At 55.8% G+C, this 12,249-nt stretch carries 7 protein-coding genes and 1 pseudogene; 4 read left to right on the top strand and 4 right to left on the bottom strand.

Features of this window, described 5'->3' with window-relative positions; all coding sequences use genetic code 11:
* The first annotated feature begins 1 nt into the window (after window position 1).
* The 4 genes from OGX94_RS12105 (at window position 2) to csiE (ending at window position 5,367) form a co-directional block, all read left to right on the top strand.
* Window positions 2-955 (top strand): ABC transporter permease, encoded by a 954-nt coding sequence (locus tag OGX94_RS12105; RefSeq protein WP_003037658.1) that lies wholly within the window; start codon window positions 2-4, stop codon window positions 953-955.
* 17 nt (window positions 956-972) lie between these two features.
* Window positions 973-2,610, top strand: a complete 1,638-nt coding sequence (locus tag OGX94_RS12100; RefSeq protein ID WP_003835250.1) for an FGGY-family carbohydrate kinase — start codon at window positions 973-975, stop codon at window positions 2,608-2,610.
* Window positions 2,607-3,206: a KpsF/GutQ family sugar-phosphate isomerase gene (locus tag OGX94_RS12095; protein WP_125112738.1), complete on the top strand. Its 600-nt coding sequence runs from the start codon at window positions 2,607-2,609 to the stop codon at window positions 3,204-3,206. The genes OGX94_RS12100 and OGX94_RS12095 overlap by 4 nt, the downstream gene beginning before the upstream one ends.
* Window positions 3,207-4,089: 883 nt before the next feature.
* Entirely contained in the window at window positions 4,090-5,367 is a 1,278-nt protein-coding gene (gene csiE / locus OGX94_RS12090) for a stationary phase inducible protein CsiE (RefSeq protein WP_193134327.1), read from the top strand.
* Here the strand turns inward: csiE and OGX94_RS12085 are convergent.
* The 4 genes and pseudogenes from OGX94_RS12085 to OGX94_RS12070 form a co-directional block, all read right to left on the bottom strand.
* Window positions 5,362-6,510, bottom strand: a complete 1,149-nt coding sequence (locus OGX94_RS12085) for a 3-phenylpropionate MFS transporter (protein WP_125112739.1) — start codon at window positions 6,508-6,510, stop codon at window positions 5,362-5,364. The two genes, csiE and OGX94_RS12085, sit on opposite strands and share 6 nt — an antisense overlap.
* An 88-nt stretch (window positions 6,511-6,598) precedes the next feature.
* Window positions 6,599-7,441: pseudogene (locus OGX94_RS12080) on the bottom strand (aldose 1-epimerase).
* Window positions 7,441-8,880 (bottom strand): sugar porter family MFS transporter, encoded by a 1,440-nt coding sequence (locus tag OGX94_RS12075; protein WP_048215775.1) that lies wholly within the window; start codon window positions 8,878-8,880, stop codon window positions 7,441-7,443. The pseudogene OGX94_RS12080 and the gene OGX94_RS12075 overlap by 1 nt, the downstream one beginning before the upstream one ends.
* Window positions 8,881-8,951: 71 nt before the next feature.
* Window positions 8,952-12,218: a DUF5107 domain-containing protein gene (locus OGX94_RS12070; protein WP_257661754.1), complete on the bottom strand. Its 3,267-nt coding sequence runs from the start codon at window positions 12,216-12,218 to the stop codon at window positions 8,952-8,954.
* Between the last annotated feature and the right edge of the window lie 31 nt (window positions 12,219-12,249).

The following is a 12,249-nucleotide window of genomic DNA, read 5'->3' as shown; positions in this document are numbered from 1 at the left end:
GATGAAAACAATCGCCAGATTTTTACCCGGTGATGCCATCATTCGTCTGCAATGCGTGATTATTGTGGTCGTCGCCCTGGTCTTCTCGGCCCTGCTCGGCAGCCGTTTCTTTAGCGTCGCTAACTTCCAGTCGATTGGCTCACAGCTACCAATCCTCGGCATGCTGGCCCTCGGGATGGGCATGACCATGCTGACCGGCGGTATTAACCTGTCGATTATTGCCGGGGCGAACGCCTGCTCGCTGGTGATGGCGGCGATTATCGTCACCCATCCGGATAACCCGCTGTTTCTGGTGCTGGCGCTGCTGGCTGGCGCTGCCGTGGCGGTGGCTATCGGCACGCTCAACGGTGCGCTGATTGCCTGGGTCGGGGTCTCGCCTATTCTCGCCACGCTCGGCACGATGACGCTTATCTCCGGGCTGAATATTCTGCTTTCCAACGGGACGGTGATTTCCGGTTTCCCGACCGCCATTCAATATCTCGGCAACGCCACGATTGCCGGTATTCCGGTGGCGCTACTGCTCTTTTTCCTGGTAGCAATCCTGCTGTGGGTACTGCTGGAACACACCACGCTTGGGCGCAGCCTGTATCTCGTTGGTTCCAATGAACAGGCTACCCGCTACAGCGGCGTGAATACCGTGAGGGTACAAATTTCGGTGTACGTGATTTCTGCCCTGCTCGGCTGGGTCGCCGCCATTTTGATGATGGCGAAATTCAACTCAGCTAAAGCCGGATACGGTGAATCCTACCTGCTGGTCACCATCCTTGCCTCCGTCCTCGGTGGTATCAACCCGGATGGCGGCTTCGGGCGCATTATCGGCCTGGTGCTGGCACTGATTGTGCTGCAAATGCTGGAAAGCGGCCTTAACTTGCTGGGGGTCAGCAGCTATCTGACGATGGCGCTGTGGGGCGCGGTGCTGATCCTCTTTATCGCATTACAGAATCGTAAAGCCTGATTTCAGGAGAAAAAATTATGGCAAGTTACTTTATTGGTGTGGATGTCGGAACCGGAAGCGCCCGTGCTGGCGTGTTTGATCTCAACGGCAGAATGGTCGGTCAGGCCAGTCGGGCCATCGAGATTTACCGCCCGCAGGCCGATTTTGTTGAGCAGTCTTCCGATAACATCTGGCAGGCGGTGTGTAACGCGGTTCGCGATGCGATTAACCAGTCGGATATCAACCCTATCCAGGTGAAAGGTCTGGGCTTTGACGCGACCTGTTCACTGGTGGTGCTGGACAAAGAAGGTAAACCGCTGACCATCAGCCCGTCCGGGCGCAGTGAACAGAACATCATTGTATGGATGGATCACCGCGCCATTACTCAGGCCGAGCGTATCAACGCCCTGCATCATCGGGTGCTGGACTACGTTGGCGGCATTATCTCCCCGGAAATGCAGACGCCAAAACTGCTGTGGCTGAAGCAGCATATGCCCAATACATGGGCTAATGCGGGCTACTATTTTGACCTGCCCGATTTCCTGACCTGGCGCGCAACGGGCGATGACACGCGCTCATTGTGTTCGACGGTGTGTAAATGGACCTATATGGGCCATGAAGACAAATGGGATGCCAGCTATTTTCGCCAGATTGGGCTGGAAGATTTGCTGGAGCATGATGCCGCCAAAATTGGTCGCTACGTGAAAACCATGGGCGAACCGCTCGGTCACGGGCTGTCTGCGCGCGCCGCCAGCGAAATGGGGCTGATTCCGGGGACAGCTGTCAGCGTCTCGATCATCGATGCCCACGCCGGTACCCTCGGCACGCTCGGGGCAAGCGGTGTTTCCGGCGAGGTGGCGGATTTTGACCGTCGTATCGCGCTGATTGGCGGCACCTCTACCGGACACATGGCAATTTCCAAAGAGCCACGTTTTATCGGCGGCGTCTGGGGTCCTTACTACTCAGCCGTACTGCCAGAATACTGGCTTAACGAAGGTGGGCAGTCGGCAACCGGGGCGTTAATCGACCACGTTATTCAGTCGCATCCTTGCTACGAAACCCTGCTGGCGCAGGCTAAATCTCAGGGGCAAACCATTTACGAAGTGCTGAATGCGCTGTTGCGTAAAATGGCCGGTGAGCCGGAAGATATCGCGTTTTTAACCCGCGACATGCACATCCTGCCCTATTTCCACGGCAACCGCTCGCCGCGCGCTAACCCAACGCTCACGGGCGCAATCACCGGACTGAAGCTGTCACGTACGCCGGAAGATATGGCGCTACAGTACCTTGCGACCATCCAGGCCATTGCGCTGGGAACCCGCCATATCATTGAAACGATGAATCAAAGCGGCTACACCATCGATACGATAATGGCCAGCGGCGGCGGGACGAAAAACCCGATCTTCGTTCAGGAACATGCCAACGCCACCGGCTGCGCCATGCTGCTGCCTGAAGAGAGCGAGGCCATGCTGCTGGGTGGCGCCATGATGGGAACTATCGCCGCGGGCGTATTCGAAACCTTCCCGGAAGCGATGTCGGCGATGAGTCGGATTGGTAAAACGGTTACCCCGCAAACAAATCGCATTAAGCAGTACTACGATCGCAAATATCGGGTATTCCACGAGATGTATCAGGATCATATGAAATATCGCCAGTTGATGCAGGAGGAAGCATGAGTAACTCCTGGTCTCAGGCTACCGGCGTATTTCAGCTCTATAGCGATGCCCTGGCGGGTCTGGGGCAGCATCTGACTGAACCGCTCTGGCAGTCGCTAATGGCGGAGCTGCGCGGTTGCCGGAGCAAAATCGTTGTCACTGGCGTCGGTACCTCCGGCATTGCGGCGCGTAAAGTGGCGCATATGCTTGCGTGCGTGGAACGCCCGGCGATCTACCTCAACGCGACGGACGCGGCGCATGGCGATCTCGGTTTTTTACGCGACAACGACCTGGTGATTATGCTGTCGCGTGGGGGGAATTCGGACGAACTCACCCGGCTGTTGCCCGGGCTGAATGCGCGAAATGTGCCGATTCTGAGCGTGACTGAAAACGCCGATTCAGCCATTGCTAAAGCGTCGAGATTGGTGATTTCCACCGGCGTCCAGCGTGAGGCCGACCCGCTGAACATGTTAGCCACCACATCTATTTTACTGGTGCTGGCTATCTTTGACGCCGCCTGCGCCTGCCTGATGAGCGAAAGCGGTTACTCAAAGGAGACGCTGTTGTCTGTGCATCCAGGTGGTGATGTGGGATTAACGTTGAGCCGTGGTAAGTAACGCCAGACAGCTGTTTCGGAGGTAATGAATCTGTTGCCTCCGGTATATTGCTACGTTCACCTTATGTTTTTCACTTCTCTGAAACGATACTGCCTGTGAACGTGTTAAGGGTACTATCGCCGTACCCTTAACAATCCCGGCTCCCCGCGGGAAAATTGTTGCTACGCAATACCCTCCGCTTATTCCTCCAGGCTACCGGGCCGGGCGCGAGGTAGCGTCCTTGCAAAGCGCGCCCTGAGCCAGCATCCATGCTGGCTCTCCCGGCCTTACGGAAACACGTCGGCAATTTTCAGCCGGACCAGCCCACACCTGACCATCTGCGTTTTTTGTTTAAACAGCAAAACGGGTTTCACTGGAAGTCAGAGCGTTGAAGCGATGACCCCGGTCCGGCTGAAAATCGATGAGTCGTTGACGGCTGACCGGGTCTGCCCGCATGGATGCGGGCAGAGGGGACGGCCTGCAGGGACGCAGGCTCGTCCCCGACCCGACAGGCAGACGGCATAAGACGAATGAATCGCATCGCGACGATTTTCCCGCCGGGAGCCTGGGATGCAAGGGAGGCGGCGGTGAGCCTCCTTTGCACGTTCACGGGTATCTCTGATTCAGAGAAGTGATAACGCTGGGGTGAACGGAACCCCATAGCGGAATAAAATATTCTCCATCATGTTTAACATGACATGCAGTACATCTCTGGCATATCTAAACAAAAGATAAAACAGTGAAAAAGCGGATTAACGCGCTGCGTTCCACTACCGCTATCTGTTCCGCACGTTAAAAATTCTGTGACGCTCTCCAGCATTCCTGGTGGAAAGCATTCCATTCTCAAAATCTATGAGCAAACTTTAGCTATTCTTATCAAACATACTCACGGGAGATCCTACAGATGATGTCAACGCTTGCCCCACCATCTGTACTTTCCGCTCCCCAGCGCCGTTGCCAGGTGCTGCTGACGCTTTTCCTGCCGGGGCAAATCGCGACTACACAAACCTTCAGCAGCCTCAACGGCGTCGATGATGCCACGGTTCAGGAAGATATTATTGGCGCAGGACTCGAAATCCAGCGCTATCACCGGCTCGCGATAGCCACCGCGCAGAATGGTGGCTATACGATCGAAGGAACCCCGCTAAATCAACGTCTGTGTCTGTTGCAGTGGCTGCGCCGTGGCCTGCGGATTTGCCCTGCCTTTATCGCTCAGCAGTTTACCCCGGCGTTAAAAGCAGAACTTAAACAAAGGGGGATCGCACGTACGCTGTATGACGACACCAATCTGCATGCGCTCATTAATCTGTGTTCCCGGCGCTTGCAGAAACCGTTTGAGTGTCGTGACATCCAGTTCCTGCGTCTGTATTTACAGTATTGCCTGCTACAGCACCACGCGGGGATCACCCCGGAGTTTAACCCACTCCAGCAACGCTGGGCGCAATCCTGCGCGGAATATCCGCTCGCAGAGGAAATTGGCCGTCACTGGCAGCGCCACGTCATGCAGAGTGCACCACTGGGCGAATCGCTGTTTATGGCGTTGCTGTTCTCAATGCTTCGTATCCCCGACCCGATTCGCGATAATCACAATCAGGATCGCCGCCTGCGTCTTGCTATTGCGCGGCTGGTGCTACGTTTTCGCGAGTATGGCAATGTGCGCTTCAGCGATGAGCAAGGGCTGAATGACCAGTTGTATATCCACCTGGCTCAGGCACTGAACCGCAGCGTGTTTGCCATCGGCATTGATAACACGCTGCCGGAGGAGTTCAGCCGCCTTTATCCCCGGCTGGTTCGTACTACCCGCGAGGCGATTCACGGCTTCGAGGCCGAATACGATGTGCAATTTTCCGAAGAAGAGATCGGGCTGGTGGCCGTTATTTTCGGCGCCTGGCTGATGCAGGAGAAGGATTTACACGAAAAGCAGATAATCCTGCTGACCGGTAGTAATGAACAACTTGAAGTGCATATAGAGCAACAGCTACGCGAACTGACGCTGCTGCCGCTCAACGTAAAACATATGCCGATGCAGGACTTTCAAAAAGAGGGTGCTCCGCGCGGTGTAACGCTGATTATTACGCCGTACACCACGCCACTACCGCTATTTTCACCCCCGTTGATTCATGCGGATCTGGCGCTTACGCCGCATCAGCAGCAGCAGATCCGCAAAATTCTCGAATCATAACGTTGCAGGCTGCGCGACCACCTTCGGGCGCAGAACGATTGCCGGGAGCGCCACCAGCGCCATCACCCAGAACACGCCGCTGCCCAGATTCTGGTACAGATAGCCCGCGAATACGGTCATGATGGCGATACTGCCGCCCATCGCTATCGCGGAATACACCGCCTGCAAACGAATAACTTCGCTCCCCTGGCGTGCCGCGATATAACGCATTGCCGCCAGGTGGCAGACGGTAAAGGTTCCGCAATGGAGGATTTGCACCACGATCAGCCACGGCAGCTCGGTGCTCCAGCCCATCAATCCCCAACGCGCCACCCCGCAAACGGCGGAAAGCAGCAGCAGATCGCGGGCGCTAAAGCGACGGAACAGCTTGTGACTAAGCGCGAAAATAATCACCTCCGCCACCACACCTAGTGACCATAAATAGCCCACCGCCGAAGCGGAATATCCAGCAGACTGCCAATAGATGGCGCTGAAACCATAATACGCAGCATGCGCCCCCTGTAGCAGACTCACGCAAGCAAGAAAACGCCAGCTCTGGGTTATCAGCGCGCGCCAGGCGGGCCATCCCGCACTCTCCTGCTGACGGTTTTCACCCGCTGGCTGCACGCTCGGGCGAATCATCATGCCCAGCAGCATCGAGGCGACGCCAAGCGATAGCAGGACCAGGATCACCCGATAGTCAAACAGGCTCACCAGTTTGCCGGTTAACGCGGAGCCGATCACAAAAGCCACGGATCCCCATAGTCGCACCCGACCGTAATCCATGGTGATTTGTTTCTGCCAGGTGTTGGCCAGCGCGTCGGTCAGCGGTACCAGCGGTGAGAAAAAAAGGTTAAAGCCGATCATCACCACCATCAGCCACGCCACGTTGGTTCCCGCCCAGAAGGCCAGCGCAAACACCAGCGTCAACAGAGCCAGAATACGTAACGCTGAGATCAGCCGGGAGGGATCGCTCACACGCGGCGCAATCAGCAAACTACCGAGAAAACGGGCAATCAGCCCCGCGCCCAGCAGTAAACCGATGGTTTCCGGCGTCAGCCCTAACCCTTCGAGCCAGACGCTCCAGAAAGGCAGAAAGATACCGTAGCTAAAGAAATAGGTGAAATAACCGAGCGCCAGCCAGCGCGTGGAATGCAAAGCCATGAATCCCTCCCGTTTGGAGGCGATAGTCTGGCGACAAACGCAGGCTGGCGCAAGAGAGCATTAACAGGCAGATAACATGATTTTTGCCCTATTCGATGCTAATTTGCATCGCAAAATGGCAGCGTTCTCCCTGCGCTAAAACCTGCAATCCCGGCTGCCCCTGCATGTTGTGGGCATTCACCGGATGCGTTTGCGGCTCCAGGCACAGGAACTCCTCACCCGACATTCTGAACAGCATCAACCACGGAGTTTGCGCTAAAATCGTGACTTTCATCACATCACGATGAATAACGGCCCGCCCGCTCCAGCCAGAATATCCGACATTCAGCCAGCTATCCTCACCGTATTGCGCATGCATGAAATCAGCCGCTGAAGGGATATCACGTTGCCATTCCAGCGGCAGATGCTGCTCCCCCTCAGGCTAGTAGCCGCTTGCGGTGAACTGCGCCGTACTGCGCTTATCAAAGGCGAAAAACGGATGGAACCCGCAGCCGTAAATCATTGGCTGCTCACCGCAATGAGTGAGCGTCAACGAGGCGTGCAGGCTCGAGGTTTCCAGTTGATAGCAAAGCTGCGCCGTATAGTCGTAGCCACAGGGATGCCAACTGCGCAACTGCAGCAAACAACCGCTTTGGGTGACAGTGATAACCTGCCAGCGTTGCAGCCAGCCGTCACCGTGCAGGAAAAAGGTGTCATCTGCGCCATGTTGAGGTAAAACCACCTCTTCACCGCGCAGCATAAAACGATTTCCCGCCACCCGATTCGCGACCGGCAGCATCGGGAACAGGCCGCAATCACCGGGTTGCTGACCATGACCTTCGCGTAAAATGGCCTGTTGATGTTGTAACGAAACCAGACTTAATAGCGAACCGCCCTGCGAGTCTACGCACATCCGCAGATGTGCGTTTTGTAGCGTCAGCAGACCATCCATTATCGGGCGCTTCGTTGCTGGGCTGATGTGCCAGCTTTTGTATGTTGCGCCGCCAACTGTTCTTCCAGCGCTTCCAGCGTCACGCCTTTGGTTTCCGGTACATTACGCAGAACATATATGAAGCCCATCGCGCAAATCACACCGTACAGCAGGAAGCTTCCCGACGCGCCCAGACTCGCATTCAGCAGCGGGAAGGTATAGGTCAGCAGGAAGCAGGCAATCCACAGCGCCAGCGTCCCCAGCGACATCGCCAACCCACGAACGCGATTAGGGAAAATTTCAGACAGCAGCACCCAGGTCACCGGAGCCAGCGTCAGGGCATAAATAGCGATCGCCGCCAGCACCAGAACCAAAACCGGCCAGCCCATAATGCCCAACCCGTATGCCCCGGCAATGAGTACGTAGATAACCGTCAGCCCTGATGCACCGAACAGCATCAGTTTACGACGCCCAATTTTGTCCACCAGTGGCAGAGCGGCAAGGGTAAAGACCAGATTGATGATCCCTGTCGCCACGATCGATTTTAACGTACCGTTGATGTCGAATCCGGCAGAAGCGAAGATCTCCTGCGCATAGTTGAAAATAACGTTGATCCCACACCACTGCTGAAACACTGCCAGCACCATACCAATAATCACGATCGGTTTGATCTGCGGTTGTAACAGCGTTGACCACGCGACCTTGTGATTATCTTTTTGCAACGTATGTTCAATCTCTTTCAGCGTTTGCCCGGCATATTCTGCCGAACCAATGCGCTGCAGCATGGCGCGCGCACGATCGGCTTTGCCCGCTTTCACCAGCCAGCGCGGCGATTCAGGAACAAAGAACATCAGCACCAGGAAAATTACCGCGGGCACTAATTCTGCGCCAAACATCCAGCGCCAACCCGTCTGACCATTCCAGCTTTCAACAATTGCTTGCTGCGTAGCGCCTGTAGCAACAGGTTCGGCAATCATCAGGTTGATAAGCTGCGCCGCCAGCACGCCAATGACGATGGTGAGCTGGTTGACGGCCACAAAGCGACCACGCTTTTCAGCGGGGCTAACCTCGGCGATATACAGTGGGCTTAGCGCAGACGCCAGACCAATCCCCACGCCGCCAACGATGCGATAAACAATAAACATATCGAAGTTACTGGCGACGGCGGTTCCCCAGGCGGAAGCGCTAAAGAGGATCGCTGAGAGAATCAGCGGCATTTTTCGGCCAAATTTATCGGCGCACCAGCCGGAAATCAGCGCGCCAAAGATACAACCAACCAGCGCGGAACTCATCGCCCAGCCGGATTGTGCCGGATCGGTAATCGAGAAATATGCTTCATAGAAGGGTTTTGCCCCGCCGATCACCACCCAGTCATAGCCAAACAGTAAACCTCCGCAGGCCGCAACCAGGCAGATAGTCCAGACGTAACCAATCTTTAAATGTGTCTGCGCGTTATTCATTATGATTCCTCTTTCAGGGAAACGCAGGGTACAGTAGGTTTCGGGTGAGGTTACCCCACCCGTTTCGGGTGTTACTGGAAAAGCCTTACGTTAATGGCGTGACGCAGCAGTAATGCCTTGTCATGTGCCGGATTGAGTTGCAGGAGTTCATCAAGTTCACGCTGACAGGCGGCGCTATTTCCCAGCCCCAGATGCCCAAGCGCATTGATAAACAGGCAGTGTTGCTGGTGTTTTGCTTGTGCAGAGGTATCCAGCACCACCAGGTCGGGTAGCGAGACGGCGAAGAAATCGACATCCGGCACGTTGTCGTGATGCGACTCAACCCATTGCAGGAAGCTATTGAACAAAGCGTCCGCCTCTGCGTCATCGCCAAGTTTTCTCTGCGCCATACCCTGCCAGAAGAGATAGTCCACTGGCTGGTCGTTGTAATAACGTCCGGCATCCAGTGAGCTGCCGCCACGCGTCGCACGGGAGAAGTAGCGCTGGGATTCCTCGAAATGGCCTTGCAGCTGCGCGCAATACCCCAGCAAATACCAGATGTCATTATCCGTTTGCCCAGGCAGACGCCCCTCCCCGAGGTTTTGTGGGTAGTGCAACGCCTGTTGCAGCTGCGCGATGGCGGTTTGCAGGTCGCCGGACTGAACGGCAGCAAGGGCACGATGCATCTGATTCAGCAGATATTGCCCGGTGGCTTTACCTTCACCACCTTCCCACGGATGGAACACGCGTTCACGTAACACTGCGGCGGCATCGTCGTAGCGCCCCACCCCATTCCACAAGCTGAGCAGTTCCACCGTCAGATCGTCTCGATGGAAGACAATCTCTTTACTGGCTTCCAGTCGCTGCAGACGCTGCTCAGCGGGTTGTGCCATTAACTTCTTGAGATAGTCGAGTTCAAACAGGAAGCGAGCATTCTGTGGTTCCAGCGCCACGGCCTGCGACAAATACTGCATCGCCTGCTGTGCATCGTGCAGTTTGTTCCAGGCATAGATTCCCAGTAAACGGTGTACCGGTGCGAAATCCGCTTCCTGCGCAAGCGTGATCTGCCAGCAGGAAACCGCCTCGGCATAACGCCGTTTGCTGTACCAGAAGCAGCCGAGGAAATAGCGGGCAAAAGCGCTTTGCTCAAGAGTTTGTAGCATCTGCACTTCATCCAGCGTATTGGGGAAGCGCACGCGGTTTTGCAGACACTCACGAGCACGTTCAATGAACGGTTGTGGATTATCGCTCAGCGAAGCGCGCCACAGCATCGGCAGCGTTTCCTGGCTGTCGAGCAGTTCCAGCACGCTACGGGCAGCATCCTTTTGCCCCAAAGAAGTCAGCCAGCCTGCCAGTTCACACGCGTTGGTCCCGCGCCGCCCGGTAATCGCAATCAGCGCTTGCGCCGTCGCTTCGTCCTGGCAGATTGTCCAGCGTGCATAATGCAGGGTATAGCTCAGCGGATAATCCACCAGCTGTTGGCGAATGTAGTCCAGCGCTTGCGTATTGCGATCAAGCTTTGCCAGCGCCAGCGCTTTCAGCCCCATCGCCAGGTTATTACTGCCGTTAAAGCGCAGACTCTGCTCCACCTTTTCCAATGCGCCAGCGTAATCCTGACGCTTCATCGCCAGACGCGCTAACGACCAGAAAGCCGCATCCCGGCAGTTGCCGCTCCAGCTGGCCTTATAATAATTATCCCACGCGCTGTCATCATCGCCCTGACGTTCCTGTGCGGCGGCCAGCAGCATACTCGCCTCGCCATCACGCGGATTTTTATTGAGCTTATGCGCCCGCTCCAGCGCCTTGCCAGCACATTGTGCCGCCAGCGCCCAGTCGGCGCGGTTTAGCGCCAGCGTCCCTAACGCTACATTGTTACGGTAATCCAGCGGATCAACCTCCAGCGCGCGGCGGTAATAGTCTTCTGCATAGCGGCTTGCATGATTGTACTGTTCCAGATGCTGGCCAATAAAATAGAGTTCATCGGTATTAGAAAGCGCTTCTGGCAGTGCCGGGGCGACGGCCGCCGAAGGCAGCGGTAATTCTTGCGCGATGTGCTCTTCGTACTGCAAAAGCGTAGTGCCATCGGCGCTAGTGACGGTCATCGTCACCCGGGCATGGCCATTGTCGGACACATCGACCAGCCAGCTCTGGCCCGGCTCAAGGGTGAGAGTATTTTCATAGAACGGTTGCCCGTGCGCAGCAAGCGTAACCTGAACATTGCGTAGCGGCGCAATCGCATAAACGCCCACAGAAAGCTGGCTACGCTCACGCACCAGACGAAGCGCCAACTGCGTGCTGGCGTTTTGCACCATTCCCAGTTCGCTGTAGGGCAGGAAGTTTTGTACGAAGACTTTCTCTTCGTACGGCGCAAGCCAGGTGAAATCCGGCTGATTATCGGTAAAGACCCCGGTCATCAGTTCAATATATGGACCGTTGTCATCGGTGAGATTACGATCCCAGGCAACACCAAAGTCGCCGTATCCCCAGGTCCACTGTTTTTTCCCCGGCGAAACATGGTGATCGGCCACATGCAGCAACCCACCACGCTCGCCGTGATGCCACGCGCCAACAAAATCATAATCAGATTTTTCAGCCATATAGGAGGTAGGCACGGGTACATTCTTGTAGCGTGAGATATCCACACCGGCCGAATAGTCCACTTTGTAGTAGGTGCCGGTGGCGATGGGAAACGCTGAGACATCGCGCTTTCCGTGGTCGAATACCGCCGTCACATCCGGTGGGAACACGCTCTGGTGATCGTCGCCGCCCTTCACCGCCGGATTCGCCCACCATAAGAAGTGGCGCGGGGTAGCGTTACCGTTAAACACTTTCCCGGTTATTTCGATTAACGCGCGATCCGGATACAGCGTGAATCCGGTCATCACCTGTAAACCGCGCATGGGTTCAACCTCACCCATCCACACGGTGTATTCACCCTGCTCACCCTGCTGCTGCGTAAAATCCACCGGCATAAAGGTGGTCGGACGATGATGTTGCGGCCAGTTAAACTCGATGCCGCCGGAGATCCACGGCCCAAGCAGACCGACCAGCGCGGGTTTCACCACTTCGTTGTAGTAGACGAAGTCGCGCTGCTGCACTTTGTCATACGCTCGATGAATACGCCCGCCTAACTCCGGCAGCAGCATGATGCGAATGAAGTCATTCTCCATCCACACCGCCTGATAGTCGCGCATTTCACGTTTGCCGGTCAGCGTATCAATCACGCCGTAAGGGTAAACCGCTCCAGAAGATCCCTGATACACCCGTTTTTCCAGAAACATTGGGTTGGCATCTTCTTCACCCGCCGCCCAAGTTGGGAGGGTGATCGTTTCCTGCCAGACTTTAACTGAACCGTACATGCCGCTCTCCACTCAATAAACAAAAGTAAAA

This window comes from Citrobacter sp. Cpo037, assembly GCF_030332945.1.
Classification (GTDB): Bacteria; Pseudomonadota; Gammaproteobacteria; order Enterobacterales; family Enterobacteriaceae; genus Citrobacter; species Citrobacter portucalensis.
Note: the sequence above shows the minus strand (reverse complement) of the source record. Positions and strands in the feature narration are given on the sequence as shown.

Bases quoted from the DNA above. Each gene is read 5' to 3' on its own strand.
- OGX94_RS12105 (WP_003037658.1), top strand. From the start codon at position 2: ATGAAAACAATCGCCAGATTTTTACCCGGTGATGCCATCATTCGTCTG.
- OGX94_RS12095 (WP_125112738.1), top strand. From the start codon at position 2,607: ATGAGTAACTCCTGGTCTCAGGCTACCGGCGTATTTCAGCTCTATAGC.
- OGX94_RS12100 (WP_003835250.1), top strand. From the start codon at position 973: ATGGCAAGTTACTTTATTGGTGTGGATGTCGGAACCGGAAGCGCCCGT.
- csiE (WP_193134327.1), top strand. From the start codon at position 4,090: ATGATGTCAACGCTTGCCCCACCATCTGTACTTTCCGCTCCCCAGCGC.
- OGX94_RS12070 (WP_257661754.1), bottom strand. From the start codon at position 12,218: ATGTACGGTTCAGTTAAAGTCTGGCAGGAAACGATCACCCTCCCAACT.
- OGX94_RS12075 (WP_048215775.1), bottom strand. From the start codon at position 8,880: ATGAATAACGCGCAGACACATTTAAAGATTGGTTACGTCTGGACTATC.
- OGX94_RS12085 (WP_125112739.1), bottom strand. From the start codon at position 6,510: ATGGCTTTGCATTCCACGCGCTGGCTGGCGCTCGGTTATTTCACCTAT.